The organism is Streptomyces sp. C1-1 (genome assembly GCF_050214755.1).
Classification (GTDB): domain Bacteria; phylum Actinomycetota; class Actinomycetes; order Streptomycetales; family Streptomycetaceae; genus Streptomyces.
Genome location: NZ_CP189826.1, coordinates 9,463,004 through 9,487,459, shown reverse-complemented (window position 1 = coordinate 9,487,459; position 24,456 = coordinate 9,463,004). Strand labels below are relative to the sequence as shown.

Below are 24,456 nucleotides of genomic sequence, written 5' to 3'. Positions count from 1 at the left end.
TGCGCAGGGGGCTGATCACTGACGCCAGCAGTCCCCCGTGGGTGAAGGCTGAGTAGGGCGGGGCTGGTGCGTCCTGACCGAGGTGAGTTTCCGGCTGCAGCGGGCCTCCGGGCCACAGGGCCAAACGATCTCTGTGCTCGGCCACGGGACACAGGCGGTCTCCAGGGCCGGCCCAGCGTTACTGCAGTGCGTGGACCGCTGCTGAGAACACCGGAGGCATCCAGGATGCTGCGGGGACGATGAGGCGGGCGGTGCCGGGACGGCGGCTCGCGGCCAGCAGGGCTTCGGTCAGCAGTCGGTGGCGGCGGGTCAGCCGGGCCCAGGTGTGCTCGTACGCGTCCGCTCGTCCGGCGGCAAGGCAGCGGACGGCGGCCCCGGCCGTCGCCAGTGCGAGGGCGATGCCCTCGCCGGTGAGGGCGTCCAGGTAGCCGGCGGCGTCGCCGACGAGCAGGACACGGCCGGCGACTCTGTGCCGCACCCGCTGTCGCAGTGGTCCGGCGCCGCGCACCTCCGTCGTGGCTGGGCCGCGCAGCGAGGCGGTGAGGGCGGGGAAGTCGGCCAGGTGCTCGTCGTAGCCCCGACGGTTGCGGCTGAGGACCGCGACGCCCACCAGGTCGTCGCCGACCGGTGTCACATAGGCTTCGCCGTGCCGGGACCAGTGGACCTCCACGAAGTCCGTCCACGGTTCGACACGGTAGTGCCTGCGCAGCCCATAGCGGCCGTGGGGGCGGCCCGGCAGTTCCAGCCCCAGGCTGCGGCGCACCGGGGAGTGCAGGCCGTCGGCGGCGATCAGCCAACGCGCTGTGGTTCCGGCGGCGGTGACCGTGTCCGCGTTCTGTCGCACCTCGCCGACCTTGCCCGGCAGAATCCGCACGCCGAGGCCGAGAGCGCGCTGGTGCAGTGCGGCGTGCAGCGTCGTACGACGGATCCCCAGCCCGCTGTGGCCGCGGAAGGACGCTTCGGCGCGGACGGCACCGTCGACGTAGCGGATGCCGCGCAGTTCGCGGCCACTGGCCTCGACGCCCAGTGCTCTCAGCGCGGCGACTCCGCCAGGCATGACGCCTTCTCCGCAGGCTTTGTCCACGGGCGAGGTCCGGGGTTCGACGACGACGGCCTCCAGGCCGGCGAGCGCGGCGTGGATCGCGGCGGCCAGACCGGCCGGTCCACCGCCGGCCACCAGTACGTCGATCACGCCGGAGCGGTCGTGGTCGGCGCGGTCGCGGCGGCCAGCGCCCGGTTCTCGCAGCGAATGCGCACGGTGAGCAGAACGGCGTTGAGCACCGTGAACACGGTCGCGGTGATCCAGGCGGTGTGCACCAGGGGCAGGGCCAGGCCCTCGGCGACGACGGCCACGTAGTTCGGGTGCCGCAGCCACCGCCACCGGTAGGGACCGCCGGTCACCAGCGGCAGGCCGGGTACGACGATCACCCGGGTGTTCCACCGGGGTCCCAGGGTGTGGATGCACCACCACCGCAGCGCCTGGGCGCCCGCGAGCACGGCCAGCATCGGCCAGGCCAGGGCGGGTACGAAGGGCCGGTCGGCCAGCCAGACCTCGGCCGGGCAGGCGGCCAGCAGACCGGTGTGGAGAGCGACCATGGCCGGGTAGTGGCCCTGCCCGGTCACGGTCGCGCCGCGGGCGGTGCTCCACCGTTCGTTGCGGCGGGCCACGACGAGTTCGGCGACGCGCTCGGCGGCGACGGCGGCCACCAGCAGTCCGTACCAGATCATGTGTCCTGTGTCCTTCGTGATTCTTCGTCGGTTCGAACTACCAGTGCAGCAGGACGAGTTCGCAGGCGAAGCCGGGCCCCATGGCCAGCAGTACACCCGGTGTGCCCGGCGGTGGGCGGCGTTGGGCCAGGGTGTCGCGCAGTACGTGGAGCACCGATGACGAGGACAGGTTGCCGACATCGGCCAGGTGACGCCAGGTCACATCGAGTGCGTCGTCGGGCAGGTCGAGGGCGTCGGTGACGGCCTGAAGGACCTTGGGGCCGCCGGGGTGGCACACCCAGGCGGTCACGTCCTTCGGCTTGATCCCGTGGTCGCCGAGGAACCCCTCGACGTCATCGGCGAGGTAACGGCGTACGACGTCGGGGACCTGTGGGTCGAGGACGACCTGGAAGCCTGAGTCCTTGATGTCCCAGCCCATGACGCGGCCGGTGTCCGGGTACAGGTGGCTGCGGGTGTCCACGATCGTCGGGCCGGCGGTCACGTCCGGGCGATCCGGGCGGTTCGCGCCGCAGGCGACGACCGCGGCGGCGCCGTCGCCGAACAGTCCGGTGGCGACCATGTTGGCCATGGAGGCGTCGTCGCGCTGGAAGGTGAGCGAGCACAGCTCGACGGACAGCAGTACCGCCACGTGGTCGGGCCGGCCCAGCAGGTAGTCGTGCATACGGGCCAGGCCGGCTGCGCCGCCGGCGCAGCCCAGGCCGAACAGGGGCAGCCGTTTGACATCCGGCCGCAGTCCGAGGCGGCCGACCAGCCGTGCGTCGATCGAGGGGGTGGCGATGCCGGTGACGGAGGTGAAGATCAGCAGGTCCACGTCGGCTGCGGACAGACCCGCCATGTCCAGTGCGTCTTGGACGGCCTTGGCACCCAGGTCGGTGGCAGCGGCGATGAAGACGTCGTTGGCGGCGCCGAATCCGTCCAGTTCCCCATACCGTTCGAGCGGCAGCGTCATGTGACGCGCGCCGACCTTGGCGCTGCGGTGCAGCCGGTCCAGAACCCTGCGGTCGGTTCCCTCCGGCAGGCAGGTGCGGGCGACCATATCGGTGATCTCGGACTGGGTGCGACGGTGCGCTGCGAGGGCACCGTGAACGGCGGCGATCCGCGTCATATGGTTCCCGTCCGGTTCCCACTCGGGTGAATTGCTCTCCACGTGTTCCCCAGACCGGGACTCCGACACCATGGATCGCCCGTCCGGCCGCTCACCCCGGAGCATGGGGCGGCCGGGTGGGGCCCGGGCGCCTACGATCGGCCGGGTGGGCACTTCCGAGCAGTCGACGACCGGCGGCCCCGAGGCGAGTTGGGCCGGCCGGGTGGCTGGTCTGGCCGGGGCGTGCCACCCCGGGCCTGTCGTGGCGGTCACCGCCCTGATGGCGGCGCTGGCCGTCACCGCCGGCCAGAGCGCCGCGCGTTGCGTCCTGACTGCCGCGGCCGTGCTGACCGGGCAGTTGTCCGTCGGTTGGTGCAACGACGCGTTCGACGCGTGCCGGGACATCGCGGCCGGGCGCCGGGGCAAACCCGTCGTCGACGGCACCGTCGGCGTGACGGAGGTGTGGGTGGCCGCCTATGCCGCACTGGCGCTGTGCGTGCCGCTCTCGCTCGCCTGTGGCCTGTGGGCGGGTGCCGTTCACCTGACCGGTGTAGCGGCGGCGTGGGCCTACGACCTGCGGCTCAAGGCGACAGTATGGTCCTGGGCACCCTATGCGGTGGGCTTCGCCGGCCTCCCGGCGTTCGTCGCGCTGGCCTTGCCGGGGCAGCCATGGCCGGCCTGGTGGGTTGTCACCGCCGGGGCGCTGTTGGGGGTCGGCGCCCATCTGGGTGACGTACTGCCGGACATTCGCGGGGATTTGGCGACGGGAGTTCGGGGATGGCCGCACCGGCTGGGCCCGCACGGCACCCGGCTGCTGCTACCGGTGCCGCTGGTGGCCGCGTCCGCGGTTCTGGTGCTGGGTCCTGCCGGGCCCCCAGGCAGGTGGGGACTGGCGGCGCTCGCGGTGGCCGGCCTGGTCGCGGTGGCGGGGACGGTGCTGGGACACCGCTGGGAGCGGGTGGCGTTCGCGGCGGCGGTCGCCGTGGTGGTGGTGGACGTGGCGCTGCTGCTTCTGCGCCACACCGGGATCACCTGACCCAGCCTCAGTCCACGGTCATCGCCAGCGGCTCCTTGCCCGCCGGCCATTCCATGTCCTTCGGCAGCAGCGGAAGGCCGCCGACCCGTGCCGCCGGTCGCGCCCTGTCGTGCAGGGTGGGAGGTAGGTCCTCCAGCGGCGCCAGGTAGACACACGCGCGCAGGCGTCGTATCAACTCCCCTGCCACAGCCGCGGGTACGCCGTGTTCCCTCGCCAACTCCCGTACGGAAGCCTCATCGATCATCGTCATGGCGGAGATCGTGCCAAAGCCCACTGACAACCCGGCCGCCGCTCGTCCTGCGTCGGGAGAGGCAGGGCTGAGCCGACCCGTCGGGGGTAACCGAACCGACAGCGAAGGACAAAACCACCGCAGGGAAGGAGCGTCATGCCAGGCATGATGGAGCGCATCAAGCAGTTCGCCAGGAGTCCCCAGGGCCGGCGCGCGGCCGAGCAGGCGCGGCGGGCCGCGGCCGATCCGCGGCGTCGAGCCCAGGCCCAGCGCCTGCTGGGCAAACTGCGTGGCCACCGTTGACCGCCGAGCGCCGACCACCGCACAGCCCCGCGCACTCACCCAGGACGGGACATGCCTGAAGCACACATCGGGAAACCACGGAAGGCGCCACAGGAGGGTTCGTCGCTGCGAGCGGTCGGCTGGGCCCGCTCGCTGCCGCTGCACAGTGAGGTCAGAGCGGCCCGGGACTGGGCGCGCGACCATCTCAGGGCGCTGGGATGGACCACGACCGCTCCCGAGACGGTGGACGCCGTACTGCTCACCGTCTCCGAGCTGGTCACCAACGCGCACGTCCACGCGCACAGCAACGCCCAGTTGGTGATGACCTGGGACGAACAGTGTCTGCACATCAGCGTTCACGACGCGTCCAGCGAGCCTCCGGTCCCCCGCGGCGCCAGCACGGAGCGCGTCGGCGGACGCGGCATGTTCCTCGTGGACGCCCTGGCCGACGAGTGGGAGGCCAGGTCCTGCCGTCACGGCAAGTCGGTCATCGCCTGCTTCCACGCGCCCCGGCAGGCCACGGAAGCCACGTCGTAAGCACGGGAAGCCATGGCGTAAGCACAGACCGTGCGTCGGGAACAGAGGCGAAGGGCCGCCGCCGGAAGAGGCCCTTCGTCCGCATCGTGGGGTCCATCGGCTGTGCCCCGGGCGCGATCCTCGGTGATGTGATGCGCACGTGCGCTCCGGCCTCACCGCGACGGTGAGGCCGGTGCCGACGGTACCGGCGGCGGCGCACGTCCTTCGGAAACCGACAGGAACGACAGGAAGCACTGCCGATGGTCCGCCCAGCCGTTCTCGCTCCCATCGTCTGCGTCCTGGCCTCGGGCGCCGCGGTGATGTCCTTCGCCCGGGGGTCCTGGCTGGGCGTGGTCTGGCTGCTGCTCGCCGGACTGACGTCGAACATGGCCTGGTACTACACCCGCAGGGCCCGGTCGGGAGCGCGGGCGGCCGGGGCCGGCGGCTGCGCCGGTGGCGGGTCGTGCGGCGCCTGTATGAGAAGGGCCTGCGAATGACCGACAACTACCACGCCCTGCTCGCTCGCCGGGAGGCAATGCGCCTGCGCGACCGCCTGCTCACTTCCGCACCACGCCCTGGAAAGGGCGGCGGCACTCCCCCGGGGCCCGCGTTCCTCACCGACTCCCGCAGGACCGAGGTCTACGACGGGGCCGCGGACCAGGAGGTGATCATGCGGAACCTCGAGCCGGTCACTCCGTTCGGCCACCTCATCGACCATCTCTACCAGGCCATGTTCGAGCGCCACCCCTACCTGCGGAAGCTGTTCCCCGACTCGATGGAGTTCCAACGGGTCCACCTGGAGCGGGCGTTCTGGTACCTGATCGAGAATCTGCACCGGCCCGAGGACGTCACCGCCTTCTGCACCCGGCTCGGCCGCGACCACCGCAAACTCGGAGTGCTGCCGGTGCACTACGGGCTGTTCGAGGAAGCCCTCGTCGAGGCGCTGCACCGGACCGCGGACGGCCGCCTCGGCGTGGACGTGGAGCGGGCGTGGCTGCGCATGGTGCGGTTCGCCGCCGCGGCCATGGTGGACGGCGCGAACGAGGCGCTGGCCGAGCCGACGTACTGGAACGGCACGGTCGTCGACCACCAGCGCCGCCGTCCCGACCTCGCCGTCCTGCGCGTCCGGACCGCCGAGCCGTACCCGTACCGCCCCGGCCAGTTCGCGACCCTGCAGACACCCCTCCTGCCGCACACCTGGCGCCCCTACTCGCCGGCCGGCGCACCGGGCGCGGACGGCGAACTGGAGTTCCACGTCCGGCGCACCGGACCCGACGGGGTGAGCGACGCCCTGGTGACCCGCACCGGCGTCGGCGACACCCTGCGCCTGGGGCCCGCCCAGGGAACGACCACGCTGGACGACGACCTCGCGCGCGACGTGCTCGTCGTGGCCGGCGGCACCGGATGGGCCACCGCCAGGGCCCTGCTGGAGGACCTGGCCGTACGGCGGCCACCGGGCCGCCGCGCCCACCTGTTCCTCGGCGCCCGCACAGCCGACGATCTGTACGACGCGCCGGCCCTGGCCCGGCTGGAGAGCCACTGCGCCTGGCTGCGGGTGGTGCCCGTCATCGACGAGGGACCCGGCGGTCCCGAGCGGGCACCGGTCACCGAGGCACTGGCCGGGTACGGCGACTTCAGCGGCCACATGGCGTACGTCAGCGGCCCGCCGGGGCTGGTCGGCGCCGCCGTACGACGCCTGGCCGACCTGGGACTCCCCGCGGACCGCATCCGGTACGACCCGGTGACGGCCGGTGTTCCCACGCGGCCTCCCTCAGGACCGACGGGCACCCAGGTCTGACGGGACCGTACAGAGCTCTCACCCCCAGGTCGCCGGGCGACGACGCGCCGTCGTACGAGGAGTCGCCCCGCCCCGTCATGCCCTCGCTGCCAGCGGTCGCCACGCGTCCCAGGTCTCCAGCCGCCGCCGGTAGGCGGCCTCGACGACCGGATAGGGGTAGGTGCCGAGAAACAGGCGCAGCGGCGGCTCGTCGGTGTCGACCAGTTCGAGAATGACATCGGCGGTGGCCCGCGGATCCTGCGGCGCACGAGCCGTGGCGCCGGACCGGCGTGCCTCGCGGACGGGCTCGTAGGCGGCGATGGGCCGGGCGTGCACCGCGGAGGCTCCCGACCAGTCGGTGCCGTAGGGGCCGGGTTCGACGATGGTGACGCGGATGCCGAGCGGGCCGACCTCCTGGGCGAGCGCTTCGCTCATCCCCTCCAGCGCCCATTTGGAGGCGTTGTACAGCCCCAGGCCGGGGAACGCGGCGAGCCCGCCGAGGCTGGAGACCTGCACGATGTGACCGCCTCGCCGGGCGCGCAGGAAGGGCAGGGCGGCCTGCGTCACCCACAGCGGACCGAACAGGTTGGTGTCGAGCTGGGCACGAGCCTGCTCCTCGGTGGTCTCCTCGACCATGCCGAACAGGCCGTACCCGGCGTTGTTGACGACCACGTCGAGGTGGCCGAAGGCATCGACGGCTCGCTGCACGGCGGCCGTGGCGGCACCGCGGTCGGTGACGTCGAGGGGCAGGGGAAGGACGTCGTCGCCATAGGCGTCGACGAGGGGCCGCAGCGACTCGGGGCGGCGCGCCGTGGCGGCGACCCGGTCGCCGCGGGCGAGGGCCGCCCGCGCCCAGATGTGGCCGAGGCCACGGGACGCGCCGGTGATGAACCATGTCTTCTTCGTCATGTCTCCACCCTGCGAGGCCCGCCTGACCGCAGCCAGCACCCCCGGAGGGTTACCCTTCGAGACCATGGCGAGCGACAACGTCCTGGGTGAGTTCCTCAAGGCCCGGCGGGGACGGGTCCCGCACTCCCGCTCCGACCTGCCCGACAGCGGCCGCCGCCGCGTCCCGGGACTGCGCCGGGAGGAGCTGGCGCGGCTGGCCGGGATCAGTGAGCCGTACCTGACCCGGCTGGAGCAGGGCGTCGACCGGCACCCGTCACCCCAGGTGCTGGGGGCGCTCGCGCGGGCGCTGGACCTGGACGCCGACACCACCGCGCACCTGTTCGCGCTCGCCGACCCGCGCCCGGTACGGCCCCCGGAGACCGAGGTCACCGCTGACGTGCACCGGTTGCTGGATGCCTGGACCGGCGCGCCCGCCTACGTACGCAACCGCCGCTTCGACGTACTGGCCGCGAACAAGATGGCCCGCGCCCTCGCCTCCATGTACGAGCCCGGGCACAACCTGGCCCTCGACATGTTCTTCGATCCGCTGATCCGCCAACTCCTCCCGGACTGGCCCGACATCGCCGCGCAGACCGCCGCGGCCCTGCGCGCCGAGGCCGACCCGCACGACCCCGCGACCCGGTCACTCATCGCCGAGTTGGAGGACAGCGAGGACTTCCGCCGCCTGTGGGCCCGGCACGACGCACGTCCCTCCCGCGACGAACTCAAGCGGTTCGTCCACCCGGTCGTCGGTGAGCTCGCTCTACGACGGCAGGCGCTCACGGTCGGCGGCGCCGAACAGCAGGTCGTCATCGCCTACCAGGCAGCCCCAGGAAGCCCCTCCGAGGCCGCCCTCGCCCGGCTTCTGTGAGCCGGGCGAGGGCGGCGACGATCTCGTCGTCACCGCCCGGTCGGCTACTGGAAGGCGACCGTGATCGGGCTGTGGACGGAGCGCTCGGGGAGGGTGATCGTGAGTGTGCCGGTGGAGCTGTTCCAGTGGTAGTCGCGCGGGGTCAGGCGGACACCGGTCGCGGTGACCTTGGTGGGCGCGTGGGCCGTTCCGAGCAGGGACAGGGTCCACTGGCGGCTCTTCGCCTGGCCGTGGAAGACGCCCGTCGTGGGGGAGATCGACACGGTCTGGCGCCGGCCCTTGTGGCCGTAGCGGACGGTTGTCGTGGCGGTGTGTCCCTTCCGCAGGGTGGTTCCGTCGTCCTCGTACAGACGGTACGAGCCTGACGCGCCGGGGGCCACGGTCAGGGTGACGTCGGTGAGCGGGTTGCGGTCGTTGTCGGTGACGTCATGGGTGCGGGTCGGCAGGATGGCGCCTGCCTTGAGGAACACCGGCATGGTGTCCAGGCCGGTGGTGATGTCCTGGGTGGTGCCGCCCTGGTAGGTCTTGCCGGTGAAGTAGTCGGTCCACCGGCCGGGCGGGAACCACACCGTGGTGGTCGCCGTCGTGCCCGGTGTCGTCACCGGGGCGACCAGGACGTCGGCGCCGTAGAAGTACTCGCGGCCGGCCGTCTCGTAGGCCCGCGCCTCGGCCGGATACTCCAGGTAGGTGGGGCGGACGATCGGCACGCCGGTCCGGTTTGCCTCCTCGGCCAGGCCGTACGTGTAAGGCACCAGGTTCTCGCGGAGGTTGAGGAACCTGTCGGCCGAGTCGCGCGCCTGGGTGCCGTACTGCCAGGGCAGCCGGTCGCTGTGGTTGCTGTGCAGCCGGTCGATGGGCTGGAAGGTGCCGAACTGCACCCAGCGCGCGTACAGGTCGTCGGGGAGCTTGTGCGTGGTGCGGGTCTGCCCGCCGTCGGTGTACGTCTCCGAACCGGTCAGCCCCGTGGTGTCGTTGTGCCCGCCGATGTCGTGCGTGATGGCCGCCATCCCGGTCGCGGCGGACTCCCCCGGCGTGTAGCCGACCTCGAATCTCAGCGTGCCCCAGGTGGAGGCGGTGTCGCCGGTGAAGTGGACGGTGGTGCGCTTGTCCGCCCACGGTCCGGTCGGCAGCGCCTGCTGGCCGCTGTACCCGCCGGCCTGCAGCGAGCCGTACGCCCGGGAGAGGACGAAGCCGCGGCCGAGCGTCTCGCCGGTGAGGTCGGCGTACTGCTGGTTGATCCAGGCGTCCGGGGTGACGCCCTCCTGCGACGACTGGGAGGCGTCGCAGCACCAGTCGAGCCACCAGAAGTCGTTGCCCTGGTCGTCCATGGTCCGGTGCAGGTCCAGGTATGCCTTGAGCTGGTCCGGGTCGCCGAAGTCGAAGGTGTAGCAGTTGTCCTCGACGGAGGCGGCCGCGGCGCAACCGCCCTTGGTCAGCTTGCCCTTGGCCGTTGCCTGCGCCTGGGCGAACTGGGGGTCGGACGCCAGGATGCTGGGGTGCACGTTGAGCGTGTTGTGCAGGCCCTGCGCGGCGGACCAGTCGAAGAAGCCCTTCGGGTCGGGGAAGCGGCCCCGGTCCATCTCCCAACCGCTCCAGTCGTTCACGGCCTTGAAGTCGGTGTCGGTCACCAGGACGTCCAGCGGCACGTGTTCGGACCGGAACGCCGGGAGGATCTTGTTCTCGTAGTCCGCCGCGGTGCGGTCGATGTACTCCGAGTACCACACGCCGTACGCCCATTGCGGCAGCAGCTGCGGCGGTCCGGTCAGGGTGGCGAGGTCGGTGAGTGCCTGCTTGTAGTCGTGTCCGTAGGCGAAGACGTAACCGTCCTGGTAGGGCGCGCCGCCGTGCGAGGGCCGGGGGGTGGCCTTCTTCGACGCGGTGTCGTAGAGCGCCGACGGGGTGTCGTCCAGGAGGTACCAGCCGTCCCGGTGAAGCAGTCCGGGGGTGGTGACCGGGGTGCGGTTGTCGCCGTTCACGCCGTCCAGCCCACGACGGTAGCCGCCGAGCGCGAGGTGGGGCGCCGGCGCGGAGTGCCGCGGTGCGGCCACCGAGAGGGTGTCGAGGTTGACATGGCAGCTCGCGGTTTCCGGACAGTCGAGCGTGACATCGTCCTCGCCCGCCTTCAGGGCTATGGGGACCGAGGCGGTCTGCCAGTCGTCCCAGTCGGCCGTCGCGGGCAGGGACAGGGCTGCGGTGGTACCGCCGGAGGTGACGGAGGCGGTACGGGTCTGGTGGAGGCCGTCGCTCCCGGTGCCATTGGCGTAGCGCACGCGCAGGGTGTAGGTGCCGTCGGCCGGGACGCCGACCAGGTGGGTCGTCAGGCTCGATCCCTTGTTGAGCTCCGCGACGAACCCGTTGCCGGCGTATCCCGTGTGGTCGGTGGCGGTGACGGCGGTGCCGCCGATCCGCCCGGCTTCCGCCTCGCAGCTCGTGTCCACGGGGCAGTCGGTGATCGCCGTGCTGGAGACCGGCGGGTAGGAGGCGCCGGGGCGGACCAGCGCGACGCTGTCGACGTTGACGTCACCGCTGTCCGAGGCGGTGCGGGTCAGAGCGATCGTGTGGTGGCCCGCGCCGAGGTCGAGGCTCGCGGTGGCCAGGTTCCAGGTGTCCCAGTCGGCCGTGGTCGGAAGGGTGACGGTCTGTGGGGCGCCGCCGTCCACCGTGAGGGTGAGTGTGCGGGTGCGGGTCTGGCCGTCTCCGCCACGGGAGTTGGCGTAGCGCAGGGCGAAATCGTAGGCGCCGGAGGTCTTGACATCGATGTCAGCGGAGGCCGAGCCGCCGGTGCCCTCGAATCCCGCGGCGAAGCCGGTGCCGGTGTGGCCGGCATGGTCCGAGGCCACGGAGAGACCGTTCAGTTGCAGGTTCTCCGCCTCGCACAGCGCGCCGACCGCGCAGGTCAGCCGCTGCCAGGGGGCGGCGGTCACCGGCGCGTCGCCCGCCGCGAGGCGGAGCGAGAGGTTGCGGGCGTCGAACGGTCCCGAGCCGACCTGGTAGCGCAGGGTCAGCGCACTCGTCTTGATGGTCAGCCAGCCGCCGGACGTCGTGGCCGTGTAAGCGGCCGGGGTGAAGCCGTCGCGGCCGATGGCGTTGAACGTCCGGGCATCGGTGAACTTGCCGTCCCCGGCGTACTCGGTACGGATCAGCGTCGGCGAGAGGATCTCGAACCGCGCGTCCCCCGACGTGACCGTGGGAATGCGGGCGGTGTGCGAGCCGCCTGCCGACGCGGGTCCCGCCCCCGTCAACGCCGTTGCGGCGGCGACCGCCAGGGCCGCGGCCCCGCCGAGCCGCCGCCGTACGGATCTGAGCCGTCGCCTCGTGGATACGGCTGTCATGTCAACTCCCCTTCCCTGCAACGCTGCCTCGTTCCTGGGTCGTTGGAACTACACGAGTGGCGTGAGAGTACGTCCTGGGCAAGGGTGTCGATAAGGGGCTGCACAACGTTGTCATCGCGGATGCCCGTGCAGGGGAAACGATTCGCGGCGTCCAGGGGCTACCGGTGGTGTGGGGGATGCGGCGGCGGGGGCGGGATGGTGGCCAGGCCGGGTGCGGGTTCGGGCCAGACCAGGAGGACGGGGCAGGGCGCGTGGTCGACGACGAAGCGGCTGGCCGGGCCGAGGCTGTGCGGACCCAGGTGGCTGCGGTCGCCGTCGCGGGCGAGGATCAGCAGGTCCGCGTCCTCGGCCGCGGCGACGACCTCGCGTTCGACGCGTCCGGTCCGCTCGGTGGGGGTGCAGGGCCGGTCGAGGCGCTCGGCGGCGGCCCGCAGGAGCTCCTCGGCGGAGGCGGCGGCGAGGTGTTCGACGCGGGTGCCCGGATCACGTTCGCGGTGGCCTCGGCCGAGCAGCCCGGCGAAGGCGCCGTGCGCCACCTCCGGCAGGTCGGACGGGGTGACGTGCAGCAGTACGACGTCGGCGTCCGCCGCGGCGTGCCGACGCGCGGCGTCCACACACGCGGGCCAGGTGCCCTCGACGACCCAGACGACAACGGCCATTCAGTCAGTCTCCCTCACAGCTCGGCCATGGAACACGAACCTCACTACGATCATCCGTCATGGACTGGCTCGAGCGCACCGCCAAGCTCAGGCAATGGACCAGAAGCGGCACCCGCGCCCCGCACAAACCCCTCCTTCTGCTGTATGCCCTCGGGCGTTTCCAGCACGACGCCGACGGCGCACTGGCCTACACCGCGGTGGAGGAGGACCTGCAGCGGCTGCTGACCGAGTTCGGCCCTCCTCACAGGACCTCGCCCGCCTACCCCTTCCACCATCTGGTCAGCGACGGTGTGTGGGAGGTGCGGACCGACCGCGGGCCCGGCAGCCCCGGAAGCGGTGTGCGGGACCTCCGGGAGACCGGTGCCGCCGGACGGCTGGCGCCGGACCTCAGAGCGGATCTGCGGCGCGACCCATCGTTGCTGGGCAGGATGGCGCGGCTGCTGCTCGACCTGCACTTCCCTCCCTCCCTGCACGATGATCTGTGCGAAGCGGTCGGCCTGGAACCGGAGTTGACGGAGACGGCGCGGGCGTCGACCGTGCGCGGACAGCGGGACCGGCGCATGCGCGAGCGGGTGCTGACCGCGTACGAGTACCGGTGCGCGTTCTGCGGATACGACGGCCGCATCGGCACCGTACCCGTCGGGCTGGAGGCCGCGCACGTGCGCTGGTGGGCGTTCGACGGCCCGGACGACGTGGACAACGGAGTGTGCCTGTGCTCGCTGCACCACAAGCTCTTCGACAAGGGTGTCCTCGGCGTGGGCGACGGCCACCGCATCCTCGTCTCTCAGCGCTTCGTCGGCCACAGTCCCGCCGCCCACGCCCACGTCACCGCTCTCGCGGGCCGTCCACTCCTCGGCCCGCAGCCGGGTGCGCCCTCGGTCGCCGACTGGCATCGCGCCTGGCACTTCGCGCAGGTGTTCAAGGGCTCACCACGATCGGCCGCGGTCCAGGGGTCCACCGGCCCGCGTTAACAACGCTCGTGATCAATACACCCAGCCGTCGAAGAACGCCGGCGTCGCTCACGGGAGCGGACATGCGGGTAACCGAAGAGGAGGATGGGCGGCGGCACCGACAAGACGAGGAGACCGACGTGGAGTTCGATGTGACCGTGGAGATCCCGCAGGGTTCGCGCAACAAGTACGAGATGGACCACACCCTGCACCGCATCCGCCTGGACCGCATGCTGTTCACGTCCACGCAGTACCCGGCCGACTACGGCTACATCGACGGCACCCTCGGCGGCGACGGCGAGCCGCTCGACGCCCTCGTGCTGACCGGCGACCCCACCTTCCCGGGCTGCACCATCGAGTGCCGGGCCGTGGGCATGTTCGTGATGAAGGACGAACACGGGCCGGACGAGAAGGTGTTGTGCGTCCCCGCCCACGACCCCCGCTACGCCGACGTGCAGGACATCACCGACATCCCCGAGTTCGACCGGCGGGAGATCACCCACTTCTTCGAGGTCTACAAGGACCTCGAACCCGGCAAGGACGTCGAGGGATCCCACTGGGAGGGCCGCGAGCAGGCGTACGCGGAGATCGACGCCTCCCGCGAACGCGCCGCGCAACCACCGGCCGAGCGCACGTGAGCCGCCCCTCCGGCCCGCCGTCTCCCGGCACCCTGATCCTGCTGCGGCACGGACAGAGCGAGGCCAACGCCGCCGGTGTCTTCGGCGGTTGGGCGGACTACCGGCTCAGCCCGCACGGCGCGGAACAGGCCGCCGACGCGGCCCGGTTGATCGCCGAGGCCGGCCTCCTGCCGGACATGGTGCACACATCGCTCCTGCACCGCTCCATCCGCACCGCGCAGATCGTCACCGACCGCCTCGACCGCGCCTGGATACCGGTGCGGCGCACCTGGCGGCTCAACGAACGTCAGTACGGCGCCCTGACCGGACAGAGCAAGCGGCGGATGCGGCAGGACGCCGGCGCCGAGCGCTACGAGCGCTGGCGCCGCTCCCTGCACGCCGTTCCGCCGCCGCTGTCCGAGGACCGGCTGGCCCTGCTGCGGGCCGATCCGCGCTATGCCGCCCTGCCGGGCGAGGCCATCCCGCCCGTCGAGAGCTTCGCCGACCTCCTCGCCCGGGTGAAGCCGTACTGGAGCGACGTCCTCGCGCCCGGGCTCGCCCACGGTGCCACGCTTCTGGTCGCCGCTCACGGCAATTCCCTGCGCGCCCTCGTCACTCTGCTGGACCGGCTCGGCGAACCGGCCGTCCGCGCACTCAACATTCCCACCGCGGAACCGCTCGTCTACCGCCTCGACCCCGGACTGCGGCCCCTGTCCCCCGGTGGTTCCTACCTCGCCCCGGACCGGGCCCACGCCGCCGCGGCCGCGGTCGCCGCAGAGGGCCACACCTGACGACGGCGGCCCCGTACGCCGAGGAGCGGTGACCCGAAGACGGGTCACCGCTCCCCCATGACGCCCGCGAGGTCAGTCGCAGTCGCGCACCTTGATGGTGCGGATGCCGCGACCGTGGGAGGCCGCGTACAGAGTGCGGCCGTCAGGGCTCAGCTTCAGCTGGAGCACGGCGACGGCCGGGAGCGAGCCCACGCGCTGCCACCGGGTGTGGCCCGGCGCGCGGTAGACGACGCCGAGGTCGGTGGCGACGGCGAGGCCGCCGTTCGGCAGGACGACCGCCGAGTTTGTCGGCACGTCGGGGAGGTCGGCCGAGACATCCTTCCAGGTGCTGCCGCCGTCGGTGGACTCGAAGACGTGGCCGACGCCGGCGCCGGGGCCCTCGGTCCAGTGCCGGGAGAAGCCGTTGACGGCGAGGAAGACGTGGTCGGCGTTCTTCGGGTCGACGGCGAAGCCGCTGAGGTAGCGGTTGGGTACGGTCCCCTCGGCCGGCAGGGTGATGTCGTGCCAGCCGGTGCCGTCCGCGTTGCCGACGGAGATGCCGCGGGCGAAGCCCTGGTTGTTGCAGGGGCCGCACCAGGCCGCGTACACCTTGCCGCCCGAGGCGGCGACGGCGGTGGCGGTGCGCCCGGCGCCGAAGTCGTGGACGCTCTTCCACTCGGAGCCGCTGCGGATGGCGTAGCCGTGGGTCTGCACCCAGATGTGCCGGCCGCCCGCGACCCAGGTGTCGCTGTCCTTCATGTCCGCCGCGAGCGGGGCGATGAAGCGGGCCTCGCTGGTGGCGTTGTCGGCGGGGGCGACGTTGTACGAGGTCGCCTTGGCGGGGTCGGTGGTCCAACTGCCGTCATTGACTGCGCAGTTCTGGGTGATCTGGACGGCGAGGTAGACGTACTCCTCTGCCATGTTGCAGCCGTTGGCAGGGTCGGTGAGCGTGTCGCCGCCGTCGCCGCCGAAGTTGGAGCCCATCACCGTGTCGTTGCTCCGCAGGACGGACTGGCCGTTGTCCTGCAGGCCGCCGGTGACGGAGACGCCGCCGTGTTCGAGGTCCTTGCCGACGCCGACCGAGTAGTACTGCAGGGCGTCGATGGTGCCGTCGTTGAGGGAGGTCCAGTCGGTGGCGTGGCCGGAGGCGTCCTGGGAGCCGTCGACGGGGCGGCGGTAGGCGCCGCCGTCGTTGCCGACGTACACGAAGCTCTTGCCGTGGTAGCGGCCGATGGCGACGCCGTGCTGGTCGGAGTGGGTGGTCTGGTTGCAGTCACCGGTCTGTTCGGCCGGGTCGATTTTCCAGCAGGAGAAGCCGAAGTTCCAGTACGGTCCGACGGTCGACCAGGTGGCGCCGCCGTCCTTGGACTCGTAGACCTCCTCCAGGCCCGCGTACACGTGCTTGGGGTTCGCCGGGTCCACGGTCAGGAACTGGTTGTACCAGGCCTGCACGCCCGGCATGTAGCCGCTGGAGGTCAACGCCGAGCCGTCGGCGGCCAGTTGCTTGTAGTCGGCGACCTTCGTCCAGGGTCCGAACGGCGAGGCGGCGCTGTAGATGCCCTCAAGGCCGCTGTCCGGGTTGGACGCCATCTGCTCGGGCGACTGGTCGATGGCGTAGTAGCGGGAGCCGTCGGAGGCGTGGGCGAAGGTGACCGTGCCGACGTTGTCCGCGTCGGTCGGCAGGTCGCCGAAGCCGCTGGTGATCCGCGTCCAGGTGCCCTTGGCGTCCCGGGTGTAGAAGCCGTTGTAGTCGTCGCCGCTGCGCCAGCCGACCGCGAGGATCACCTTCGAGGGGTCCTTGGGATCGATGGCGATGTCGTTGGTGATGTTCTTGTACGCGGCCGAGTCGTCGTCCGCCTTCGAACCGCCCGGCAGGTAGTCGGGGTTGGGAGCGAACTCAAGCTTCCAGGCGCCGGTCAGCTTCTTCGTGGAGTGGCTCCACACGCCCTCGCTGGTCGCGGCCCACACCTTGCCGCCGCCGAACCGGAGTTGGCGGATGGTCGTCGACTCCAGTTCGTCGCCGCCGACCCGGCCGCGGACGGAGAAGGTGCCGTGGTGCGGGTGGGAGAGGGCGTAGACACCGCTGCCGAGGTAGGCGTCGGCGTTGGTGTTCGCCTCGCCCGTACCCAGCCACAGCCGCCCGGCGCCGTCCAGGGCGAGCGCGCCGGTCGACTGGGAGGGAAGCTTGTCACTGATGGGCTTCCAGTTCCCGCCGCCCCGCTTGGAGCGCCATACGCCACCGCCGGCGCTGCCCGCGTACACGTATCCGTCGTCGTCGGCGGCCATCGCCGCCATACGGCCGGTGACATTGCCCGAGCCGCCGCTGGAGTTGGAGTCGATGTCCCGGTAGCGGGAGTCGTCTGAGTTGTATGGCAGGCCGGTGATGTCGCGCCAACTGCCGCCGGTGCTCGGCAGCTTGGTGAGGCTGGTCCATGCGGCACCGTACGCGCCGGGGGCGACGATGCCCGGCGAGGTGCGGGCCTCGGCGTACTGGTCGGCGCCCTCGGCGATCTCGTCCGCCTCGTTGCCGCCGTCCCCGTCCTCGGCCTTCGCCTTCGGACTCATCGTCCCCACCGCGTGCGCGCGTTGCGCGGCGAGCCGGTCGAGCGCACGGACCCCGAAGGGGTTGCCGTTTCCGCCTGGCGCGGCGCCCGCGGGTATCGCGACGAGGCCGGCGGATGCAGTGATGGCGCAGATCGTGAGCCATCGTCTTCTACGGGTTGGTGCTGGCACCAGGTCCTCCCAAACGGACATCGAAAAGCCGTCGGCTGAGACCCGATCATGGAAGTGGGGGCGCGCACGACGGCTTGGCGGATCTTTGACCAGAACCTGTCACTGCATGGTGATCCGCCCTCTCGTGACAGGAGGACCGGGCGCGGTGCACGCCCGCCTCTCGGCGGACGTGCACCGCTCACGCGTCGACCGGTGCCGGCGGCCCCTACTGTCCGAAGCCGTAGGCGAACAGGTGGTCGGTGCCCGTGGAGCCCGTCACCGGCAGGGTGATCGATGCCACCTGCTTGGACGCGTCCAGCGGAACCTTCGTCGCGAAGACGTACGTCTTGACGTTGTTCCGGCCACCGTCACCGGTGTCCCGGTAGCCGGTCGTGACGGCCGTCGTGTTCGCCGGGAGCGGCTTGCTGGATCCACCGTTGAGGGTCCAGTCGGAGAAGCCGACCGTCGCCTTGGCGGTGGTGCCGTCGGTGTAGGTGACGGTCACCGTTCCCGACACTCCGCTGCCGTCGGTCGGCGCGTTGGTCGCCGCGCCCAGCAGGCCCAGCGACGCGCCCGATGTGCCGGCCGGCACCCGGATGGTCTGGCCGGCCATCTCCAGGTTGTCCAGCTGACCGGCCGTCACCTTCGGCCACTCGTAGGAGATGCCGTCGGCCGTGACGGTCGAGCCGCTGGTGACGCCCGCCGCCGCCAGCGCGTTCTGCGAGAACGCCCAGCCGCCGTTGTCGAAGCCGCCCGAGAAGGTGGCACCGTCGGGGTAGATGCCCTCGTTGGTGTCGTACGGCCACAGCGCACCGGCCTTGGCCACGGCCACGCGGAGGCTCGCCCCGCCAAGCGCCGCGCCGGTGCCGTGGTCGGACAGGGCGAAGGTGACCGGAGAGGTCCCCTCGCTCGTGCCCACCGTCACCTTCACCTTCGCCTCGGCGCTGCCCGAGGCGGGCACCGTCAGCGAGCCGGACGAGGTGTCCAGCGTGACGCCCGAGGGCGCCGTGGCCTTCCAGTCGACCGTGACCGCCTTGCTGCCGAGGTTGGTCACGTCGAGTGTGGCGTCACCGGACGCGCCGGGCTCGAGCACCAGGCCGTCGCTCGACGGACCGGTGGCGGCCAGCACCCGGCCGCCGCCCGTGGTGTCCGACGGCGGCACCGCCGACGGGCCGGACGCCCACGAGGTGTTGGGCTGGGCGCCGAGCGTGAAGTCGAGGCTGCCGGCCCCCTTCAGTTGCCGGTACGTCAGCCACGAGGCGTTCCATGCCTTGCCCTTGACGTCGAGCGACTGCACGTAGGGCGCGTCGGTCGCCGCCTGCGGCGCGTTGATCCGCACCGTCTTGCCACCACCGAGGGTCACCTGGGCCACCGGGAACACCGGACTGCCCAGCACGAGGGTGTCGGCGCCCGGGGTCTCGGGATACATGCCGAGCTCGGACCAGACGTACCAGGAACTCATCGCGCCGAGGTCGTCGTTGCCGAAGGAACCGACCGGGGCGTTGAAGTACAGGTCCTGCTGGGCGGCGCGGACGGCCGCCTGGGTCTTCCACGGCTGCCCGGTGTAGTCGTACTCCCAGGGGATCTCGACGCTGGGTTCGTTGCTCAGGTCGGCGTCGGTGTTGCCCGGGTGGGTGATGTCGTCGAGCAGGCTGTCCAGGTAGGACGAGTACGCCTTGGCGCCGCCCCGGGCCTGGATGAGCTGCTGGAGGTTGAAGGGGACCATGGGCGTGTACTGGGCCGAGGTGCCCTCCACGAAGCCGTTGGAGGTGCCGGGGGTGAAGCCGTTCGCGAACTGGCCGTCCTTGTTCCTGGCCTGGAGGTACCCGGTCTGCGGATTGAAGACGTTCATCCAGTCCTGTGCGCGGGCGGCGAACTTCTCGTACACGTCCGTCTTGCCCAGCGATTTCGCGAAGGCGGCGAGGGCGTAGTCGGCGGAGTCGTACTCGAGTTGGGTGGAGACGGGGCCGTAGAAGTTGCAGCAGCCGTAGTCGTTCTCGTCGAGCGGGAGGTAGCCCTTGGCGTCGCGTACGGACTCGCCGGGGCGGTCGTTGTTCGGGGCGGTGGCCTCGTGCTGGAGGGCGGCGAGCGCCTTGCCGGTGTCGAAGTCCGTCGCGCCGAAGGCGTACGCGCCGGCGATGATGCCGGCGGCCGGGTCACCGACCATCACGTAGCTCTCGCCGTTGTTCGAGGCCCACTTGGGCAGCAGGCCGGTCTGGTCGTACCCGTTGAGCATCGAGGTGACGACGTCAGCGGCCACCTTCGGCTCGACCATCGCCATCAGCTGGGTCTGGGAGCGGTAGGTGTCCCAGCCGGAGTAGTTGGCGTACTGGGCCTGCTGGCCCTTCGCCAGCTTGTGGACCTGATTGTCCATGCCCATGTACTGCCCGTTGGCGTCCGAGAAGACGTTGGGGTGCAGCAGGGCGTGGTAGAGCGCCGTGTAGAACTGCGTCTGCTGGTCGGAGGTGCCGCCGCCGACACGGACCCTCTTCAATACGGCGTTCCAGGCGTCGTGGTTGGCCTGCCGGACGCCGTCGAAGTCCCACTTCTTGATCTCGGTCGCGAGGTTGGCCGCGGCGTTGGCGTCACTCGTGTAGGAGATGCCGACCTTCGCGTTCACCGTGGGGGTGGAGGAGGTGTCGAAGGTGAGGTACATGCCGTTGGCGCCCGTCGTGGGCGGCTGGGCGGCCTTGGCGGAGGACTGGTGTACGGCGCCTGCGCTCGGCGCGGGGGACGGCGTGCCCGAGGCCTTGTCACCACTGCCGTGGATCGTCGGGGCCGGCCTCGCCGGAACGGTGAAGTGCTTCTCCTTCCGGGGCGCCGGCTTGGACGCCTCGGGGGCGGCCTGCACCTTGCCCGCCTTGAGCGACTTGGCGTCCGGGTTGATGGTCCCGCCGACCCAGGTGCCGCTCGCGGTGAACGGCTGATCGAACTTGACGTCGAAGTGCAGCGTGTACCTGTTGCTCGCCCCGCAGAAGTGACCGCTGTCGATCGCACCGCTGATCTCGTGGTCGTTCACCACCTGGACCCGGGTTCCGTCCACCTGCGTGGCCCCGCCGCTGAGCTTGAACAACAGATTCGCCTGCCGGCCGGTCGGGAAGGTGAAGCGGCCCAGGCCGGCGCGAGTGGTGTCGGTCAACTCGGTCTTGACACCGCCGGCGTCGGTGACCTTGTAGTACCCGATGCCCGACTGCTCGTCGGCGTGGCTGAAGGCGACGGAGGTGTCGCCGAGACTGCCCGACAACGCACCGGTCACCGGCAGGACGGGCAGGTCGCCCGCGACGGGGCATCCGGGTCCCGAGACATGGGTGAGGCCGAAGCCGGAGATCTTGTTGTCCTTGTATTCGTAGCCGCCGCCGTCAGGCCGGTGGGGGGTCGTGTCGGGGCCCCACTGCACCATGCCGGCCGGCATGTCGGGTCCGGGGAAGGTGTCCACGGCACCTGACGTGCCGATGAGCGGGTTGACGAGGGACGCGGGGTCCTTCACCAGGGTGGGCGTGCTGGTGCCCGCGGCCTGGGCGCTGCCCGCCGTCGTGAGCGGCAGGGCGGCCATGCCCAGGACGCAGACCACGGCCAGGCGTTGACGGAGTCTCTTTCGGTTGCGTTGTGCGGCTGAACGTCGGGGTCTCACCATCGGTCGCCTCCGCGGCAGTTCGTGCTTCGCACATCAACTGCCGGCGCCCCGAGAACCACGGAGCACCGGCCGAAGGCAACGGTCCCGGGCCGCCTCGCCGGCGGCCTGACAACGTTGCCATGGACAAGTGTCGAGTGAAACGCCAGTGCTGATGGCGTGTCAACGAGGCGTACGGAGCTTTCTGGGTAAGAAGTTCTTTGCAATCGATCCGAGCGGAGGCCGGCTGCCTTCCCAACTCTCGGCGCGGGAAGGGGCCTTGCGCGACACGGACCCGCCGTGCCGACGAGAGCCGCGACGACGGCGGTGAGGCCGGAGGCTACTGTGGCCGTGCCACGCGAAGGAGACTCGACATGGCGATCCAGCGGATGGACAACGTCCTCATCGTCGTCGACGACATGGACGCGGTCATCGCGTTCTTCGTCGAACTGGGCATGGCGCTCGAGGGCAGGGGTCCACTCGACTGGCCCGGGGCGGAACGGGTCATCGGCCTCCAGGACGTCCGGCAGGACATCGCGATGCTGCGCGTCCCGAACGGCCACGGCCGCGTGGAGCTGGCGAGGTTCCACCGGCCGAAGGCCATCACCCCCGAGCCGAAGCACGCACCCGCGAACACGCTCGGCCTTCGCCGCGTCATGTTCGCCGTCGACGACATCGAGGACGTCGTCGACCGCCTACGGTCCCACGGCGCCGAACTCGTCGGCGACATCGTGCAGTACGAGAACATCTACCGGCTCTGCTACGTCCGCGGCCCCGAGGACATCGTCGTCGGACTGGCGGAGGAGCTCGGCTGAAGGACGCCGGTTACGGTCGCCGGCCTCGCCTGCTGCGACTCGGCCCCCTCAGGCCGGCCCGGTGGAGCGAAGCCAGGCGAGCACCGCGAGGACCCTCTTGTTGTCCTGCCCTCGGCGCTCGCTCTCACGGGAGTCGTTGATGCCGAGTTTGGTGAAGATGGCCCGGACGTGGTCCTCCACGGTGCGGTGGCTGAGATGCAGACGACAGCCGATGCCGACGTTCGAATGGCCTTCTGCCATGAGGGCCAGCACGTCCTTCTCCCGCTCGGACAGCGCCTGCAACTCGTTGCTGCGCTGGCGTGAGTCGACCAGGCGGGCGACGACCAGGGGGTCGATGACGGTTTCACCGCGGTGTACGCGCTCCAGGGCGGAGCGCAGGTTGTCGACGTCGGTGACATGGTCCTTGAGGAGGTAGCCCAGCCCCTGCGCGCGTTCCCCGAACAGAGCCATGGCCTGAGGCGTCTCGTTGTGCGCGGACAGAACCAGCACGCCGACGCCGGGATGGGTCTGCTTGATGTGCCGGGCGGCCAGAACGCCCTCATTGGTGTACGTAGGCGGCATGTGGAGGTCGAGCAGGACCACGTCGGGCGGGTCGCTGCTGATCCGGGTGATCAGTTCACTGCCTGTGGGCGCGGAGGCGATGACGTCCATGCCGGCCGTGGCCAGCAACGTGACCAGGGCCTGACGGAAGATGCCACTGTCTTCGGCGATGGCTACGCGCACGGCAGTACCACCTTGACGATGGTGCCCGCGCCCGCCGGGCTGGAGAGCTCTATGCGCCCACGCAGGGCTCCGACCCGGTCGGTGATGCCGGCCAGTCCCCCGCCCGGATCGGCACAGGCACCACCGGTGCCGTTGTCGCGGACGACACCGGTGAGGTGAGTGGTGTCGTCGGTGACGTGGATGCGTATCTCGGTGGCCTGGGCATGTTTGACGACATTGGAAAGGGCTTCGCACAGCGCGAAGTACATGGTGGACTCCACATCGCGGGGAAAGCGGCGGCGCGTGGCGTGCAGGTGGACGCGGATGCCGAGCCGTTCGGCGACCGGCTCGAGGGCGGCCGCGATGCCCTCCTGCACCAGGACGGCGGGGTGGATCCCACGGGCAAGGGCACGCAGGTCGCTCAGGCACTCGAGCAGTTCCAGGCGACATTCGCGCAGTTGGGGACGCAGGGCGGGGTCGCCGACGGTGTTCTCGAGGATTCCCAGGTTCACACCGAGGGCGAGCAGGCGTTGCTGGGCGCCGTCGTGCAGGTCGCGGGCCAGTCGCTCGCGTTCGGCGGCTTCGGCGCGCACAAGGCGCTCTTGGGCTGAGCGGACCTGCTCCAACTGTGCTTGGACCACGGCCTGGAGCTGTGCTGTCTCGATGGCGCGGCCGGCCGCTACGAGGGCGGCGTCGACCAGCGAGGCGTGCGCCTGCAGACCGATGGCGCAGTCGACGACGGCCAGGGGCGGCCCGTCGGCCGTGGTGACCGTCCTGCGCCATCGGCCCGCAGCGGCGTCCTGCAGCACCCCGGCCCGCAGGTCGAGAGGACGGCCCGCGTCGTCGGCGTAGACCTGGTGCGGGGGGATCCAGAACCACACCTGCAAAGTGGCGTCGTGCAGGACGTCGCGCAGGGCGCTTTGCACGCGTTCCACGGACGGGTAGCTGGTCAGGTGCAGGATGCGGGCAGCCGCGGTCAGTTCCCTGAAGCGGCTGCGCAGTGCCGTGGCCAGGAGAGCGGCGGGGACGGCGAGCGAGAAGGCGCCCTGGATGACGTAGAGGTGCAGCAGTTGGGGCAGTTGAATGACGTCTTCCATGACGGACTGCTCGGTGATGGCGGCGGAGATCCCGACGAAGGCGATGGCCACCATCACGGGCACGGCAAGGGCTCGGTCGAGCCGCCCCATGCGTGGCAGCCGCAGAAGTAGCGCCAGGGCCAGACTGGCGGCCAACAGCAGGTACAGGACGGTCATCACCTGCAGCACCTGGTGGAAGACCTCCCTGCGGGCCGTCACCGTGAGCCATAACGTCCCGGGGCGGAAGCCCGACCATTCCGGGCGTGAGGTGGTGCAGATGACGACCTGGCCGCCCCACAGGATCAGGATGGCCTGCACCGCCCACGCCCGGTCGACGGCGGCGGTGAGCCGGCCTGCGGGGTAGATCAGGACCGAGAGGCCGACCACGAGGTAGAAGGTGGCCTGCGCGAAGGCGGAGACCAGGGGCCATACGCCCCGGTCCCAGCTGGCGGACCAGTTCACCGCCCAGGCCAGCGCGGCGGCCAACAGCAGCAGGCCGCTCGCGCGGCTGGGCGCCGCGGTGGTGAGCAGACCACCGGCGGCCGCGAAGGCACCACAGCTGAGGAGTGTCACGGCGGCGGCGAGCGGATGGCTGCTGAAGTAGGGCCAACCGGCGACCAGTGCGATGGCGACGGCGACCGGAGCCGGCACGAAGGCTCTGGCCAGGGCCCCGGTCAGCCAACGGCCCGGGCCCGTAGCGCGACGGCTGGGAATCATGACGGCCACTCCCCCATGGTCAACTCCGCCGCCCGGTCCGCACCACCGTCCCATCCCGGGTTCCGGCACCGGGTTTCCACGGTGC

General features: G+C 71.1%; 21 protein-coding genes. 10 read left to right on the top strand and 11 right to left on the bottom strand.

Annotated features, from left to right (window positions below; translation table 11 throughout):
* Window positions 1-178 precede the first annotated feature (178 nt).
* From ACQF4J_RS43230 to ACQF4J_RS43220, 3 genes are read right to left on the bottom strand one after another with little or no spacing between them, the layout of a single operon-like run.
* The gene (locus tag ACQF4J_RS43230; RefSeq protein WP_427168234.1) at window positions 179-1,192 is read right to left on the bottom strand and encodes an NAD(P)/FAD-dependent oxidoreductase; all 1,014 of its coding nucleotides are present in this window, start codon (window positions 1,190-1,192) and stop codon (window positions 179-181) included.
* Window positions 1,189-1,728, bottom strand: a complete 540-nt coding sequence (locus ACQF4J_RS43225) for an isoprenylcysteine carboxyl methyltransferase family protein (RefSeq protein ID WP_351804902.1) — start codon at window positions 1,726-1,728, stop codon at window positions 1,189-1,191. Before ACQF4J_RS43225 ends, ACQF4J_RS43230 begins: the two co-directional genes overlap by 4 nt.
* Window positions 1,729-1,765: 37 nt before the next feature.
* The gene (locus tag ACQF4J_RS43220) at window positions 1,766-2,833 is read right to left on the bottom strand and encodes a type III polyketide synthase (protein WP_351577377.1); all 1,068 of its coding nucleotides are present in this window, start codon (window positions 2,831-2,833) and stop codon (window positions 1,766-1,768) included.
* Window positions 2,834-2,978: 145 nt separating this feature from the next.
* Here ACQF4J_RS43220 and ACQF4J_RS43215 point away from each other — a divergent pair, with 145 nt between their 5' ends.
* The gene (locus ACQF4J_RS43215; RefSeq protein WP_351804900.1) at window positions 2,979-3,848 is read left to right on the top strand and encodes a UbiA family prenyltransferase; all 870 of its coding nucleotides are present in this window, start codon (window positions 2,979-2,981) and stop codon (window positions 3,846-3,848) included.
* 7 nt (window positions 3,849-3,855) lie between these two features.
* Here the strand turns inward: ACQF4J_RS43215 and ACQF4J_RS43210 are convergent, their stop codons facing one another.
* Window positions 3,856-4,098 (bottom strand): hypothetical protein, encoded by a 243-nt coding sequence (locus ACQF4J_RS43210; protein ID WP_351577371.1) that lies wholly within the window; start codon window positions 4,096-4,098, stop codon window positions 3,856-3,858.
* Between the two features lie 135 nt (window positions 4,099-4,233).
* Between ACQF4J_RS43210 and ACQF4J_RS43205 the strand changes: the two genes are divergently transcribed.
* The 4 genes from ACQF4J_RS43205 (at window position 4,234) to ACQF4J_RS43190 (ending at window position 6,673) form a co-directional block, all read left to right on the top strand.
* Window positions 4,234-4,380 carry a hypothetical protein gene (locus ACQF4J_RS43205; RefSeq protein ID WP_351577368.1) on the top strand — a complete coding sequence of 49 codons (147 nt, stop codon included), beginning with the start codon at window positions 4,234-4,236 and terminating at the stop codon, window positions 4,378-4,380.
* 51 nt (window positions 4,381-4,431) lie between these two features.
* Window positions 4,432-4,896: an ATP-binding protein gene (locus ACQF4J_RS43200; RefSeq protein WP_351577365.1), complete on the top strand. Its 465-nt coding sequence runs from the start codon at window positions 4,432-4,434 to the stop codon at window positions 4,894-4,896.
* Window positions 4,897-5,135: 239 nt separating this feature from the next.
* Entirely contained in the window at window positions 5,136-5,372 is a 237-nt protein-coding gene (locus ACQF4J_RS43195; protein ID WP_351577362.1) for a hypothetical protein, read from the top strand.
* A complete protein-coding gene (locus tag ACQF4J_RS43190) occupies window positions 5,369-6,673 on the top strand; it encodes a globin domain-containing protein (protein ID WP_351577359.1) in 1,305 nt (434 codons plus the stop codon). The genes ACQF4J_RS43195 and ACQF4J_RS43190 overlap by 4 nt, the downstream gene beginning before the upstream one ends.
* A gap of 75 nt (window positions 6,674-6,748) precedes the next feature.
* On the opposite strand, the gene ACQF4J_RS43185 is transcribed toward ACQF4J_RS43190, so the two are convergent.
* Window positions 6,749-7,561, bottom strand: a complete 813-nt coding sequence (locus ACQF4J_RS43185; protein ID WP_427168233.1) for an SDR family NAD(P)-dependent oxidoreductase — start codon at window positions 7,559-7,561, stop codon at window positions 6,749-6,751.
* A gap of 64 nt (window positions 7,562-7,625) precedes the next feature.
* Between ACQF4J_RS43185 and ACQF4J_RS43180 the strand changes: the two genes are divergently transcribed.
* Complete coding sequence (locus tag ACQF4J_RS43180; RefSeq protein WP_427168232.1) at window positions 7,626-8,411, top strand: helix-turn-helix domain-containing protein; 786 nt, start codon at window positions 7,626-7,628, stop codon at window positions 8,409-8,411.
* Between the two features lie 44 nt (window positions 8,412-8,455).
* On the opposite strand, the gene ACQF4J_RS43175 is transcribed toward ACQF4J_RS43180, so the two are convergent.
* Both ACQF4J_RS43175 and ACQF4J_RS43170 read right to left on the bottom strand, forming a co-directional pair.
* On the bottom strand, window positions 8,456-11,743 hold the full coding sequence (locus ACQF4J_RS43175) for a TIM-barrel domain-containing protein (RefSeq protein WP_427168231.1): 3,288 nt from the start codon (window positions 11,741-11,743) through the stop codon (window positions 8,456-8,458).
* A 158-nt stretch (window positions 11,744-11,901) separates the two neighbouring features.
* Window positions 11,902-12,402 (bottom strand): universal stress protein, encoded by a 501-nt coding sequence (locus tag ACQF4J_RS43170; protein ID WP_351577341.1) that lies wholly within the window; start codon window positions 12,400-12,402, stop codon window positions 11,902-11,904.
* 59 nt (window positions 12,403-12,461) lie between these two features.
* Between ACQF4J_RS43170 and ACQF4J_RS43165 the strand changes: the two genes are divergently transcribed.
* The 3 genes from ACQF4J_RS43165 (at window position 12,462) to ACQF4J_RS43155 (ending at window position 14,760) form a co-directional block, all read left to right on the top strand.
* The gene (locus ACQF4J_RS43165; RefSeq protein ID WP_427168230.1) at window positions 12,462-13,373 is read left to right on the top strand and encodes a phosphorothioated DNA-binding restriction endonuclease; all 912 of its coding nucleotides are present in this window, start codon (window positions 12,462-12,464) and stop codon (window positions 13,371-13,373) included.
* 119 nt (window positions 13,374-13,492) lie between these two features.
* Window positions 13,493-13,990, top strand: a complete 498-nt coding sequence (locus ACQF4J_RS43160) for an inorganic diphosphatase (RefSeq protein ID WP_351577334.1) — start codon at window positions 13,493-13,495, stop codon at window positions 13,988-13,990.
* Window positions 13,987-14,760: a 2,3-bisphosphoglycerate-dependent phosphoglycerate mutase gene (locus tag ACQF4J_RS43155; RefSeq protein WP_351804884.1), complete on the top strand. Its 774-nt coding sequence runs from the start codon at window positions 13,987-13,989 to the stop codon at window positions 14,758-14,760. The genes ACQF4J_RS43160 and ACQF4J_RS43155 overlap by 4 nt, the downstream gene beginning before the upstream one ends.
* 72 nt (window positions 14,761-14,832) lie before the next feature.
* Here ACQF4J_RS43155 and ACQF4J_RS43150 read toward each other — a convergent pair whose 3' ends face one another.
* Both ACQF4J_RS43150 and ACQF4J_RS43145 read right to left on the bottom strand, forming a co-directional pair.
* A complete protein-coding gene (locus tag ACQF4J_RS43150; protein WP_427168229.1) occupies window positions 14,833-17,472 on the bottom strand; it encodes a glycosyl hydrolase in 2,640 nt (879 codons plus the stop codon).
* Between the two features lie 205 nt (window positions 17,473-17,677).
* Window positions 17,678-21,022, bottom strand: coding sequence for a lectin (locus tag ACQF4J_RS43145; protein ID WP_427168228.1), 3,345 nt, complete (start codon window positions 21,020-21,022; stop codon window positions 17,678-17,680).
* A 413-nt stretch (window positions 21,023-21,435) separates the two neighbouring features.
* Between ACQF4J_RS43145 and ACQF4J_RS43140 the strand changes: the two genes are divergently transcribed.
* Window positions 21,436-21,876 (top strand): VOC family protein, encoded by a 441-nt coding sequence (locus ACQF4J_RS43140; RefSeq protein WP_427168227.1) that lies wholly within the window; start codon window positions 21,436-21,438, stop codon window positions 21,874-21,876.
* A gap of 48 nt (window positions 21,877-21,924) precedes the next feature.
* Here ACQF4J_RS43140 and ACQF4J_RS43135 read toward each other — a convergent pair whose 3' ends face one another.
* Complete coding sequence (locus tag ACQF4J_RS43135; RefSeq protein ID WP_351582131.1) at window positions 21,925-22,599, bottom strand: response regulator transcription factor; 675 nt, start codon at window positions 22,597-22,599, stop codon at window positions 21,925-21,927.
* Window positions 22,590-24,371 (bottom strand): sensor histidine kinase, encoded by a 1,782-nt coding sequence (locus ACQF4J_RS43130; protein ID WP_351582133.1) that lies wholly within the window; start codon window positions 24,369-24,371, stop codon window positions 22,590-22,592. The genes ACQF4J_RS43135 and ACQF4J_RS43130 overlap by 10 nt, the downstream gene beginning before the upstream one ends.
* Between the last annotated feature and the right edge of the window lie 85 nt (window positions 24,372-24,456).

Coding starts and splice junctions, on each gene's coding strand:
- ACQF4J_RS43225 (WP_351804902.1), bottom strand. CDS start 1,728: ATGATCTGGTACGGACTGCTGGTGGCCGCCGTCGCCGCCGAGCGCGTC.
- ACQF4J_RS43220 (WP_351577377.1), bottom strand. CDS start 2,833: ATGACGCGGATCGCCGCCGTTCACGGTGCCCTCGCAGCGCACCGTCGC.
- ACQF4J_RS43210 (WP_351577371.1), bottom strand. CDS start 4,098: ATGACGATGATCGATGAGGCTTCCGTACGGGAGTTGGCGAGGGAACAC.
- ACQF4J_RS43205 (WP_351577368.1), top strand. CDS start 4,234: ATGCCAGGCATGATGGAGCGCATCAAGCAGTTCGCCAGGAGTCCCCAG.
- ACQF4J_RS43200 (WP_351577365.1), top strand. CDS start 4,432: ATGCCTGAAGCACACATCGGGAAACCACGGAAGGCGCCACAGGAGGGT.
- ACQF4J_RS43195 (WP_351577362.1), top strand. CDS start 5,136: ATGGTCCGCCCAGCCGTTCTCGCTCCCATCGTCTGCGTCCTGGCCTCG.
- ACQF4J_RS43190 (WP_351577359.1), top strand. CDS start 5,369: ATGACCGACAACTACCACGCCCTGCTCGCTCGCCGGGAGGCAATGCGC.
- ACQF4J_RS43185 (WP_427168233.1), bottom strand. CDS start 7,561: ATGACGAAGAAGACATGGTTCATCACCGGCGCGTCCCGTGGCCTCGGC.
- ACQF4J_RS43180 (WP_427168232.1), top strand. CDS start 7,626: ATGGCGAGCGACAACGTCCTGGGTGAGTTCCTCAAGGCCCGGCGGGGA.
- ACQF4J_RS43175 (WP_427168231.1), bottom strand. CDS start 11,743: ATGACAGCCGTATCCACGAGGCGACGGCTCAGATCCGTACGGCGGCGG.
- ACQF4J_RS43170 (WP_351577341.1), bottom strand. CDS start 12,402: ATGGCCGTTGTCGTCTGGGTCGTCGAGGGCACCTGGCCCGCGTGTGTG.
- ACQF4J_RS43165 (WP_427168230.1), top strand. CDS start 12,462: ATGGACTGGCTCGAGCGCACCGCCAAGCTCAGGCAATGGACCAGAAGC.
- ACQF4J_RS43140 (WP_427168227.1), top strand. CDS start 21,436: ATGGCGATCCAGCGGATGGACAACGTCCTCATCGTCGTCGACGACATG.
- ACQF4J_RS43130 (WP_351582133.1), bottom strand. CDS start 24,371: ATGATTCCCAGCCGTCGCGCTACGGGCCCGGGCCGTTGGCTGACCGGG.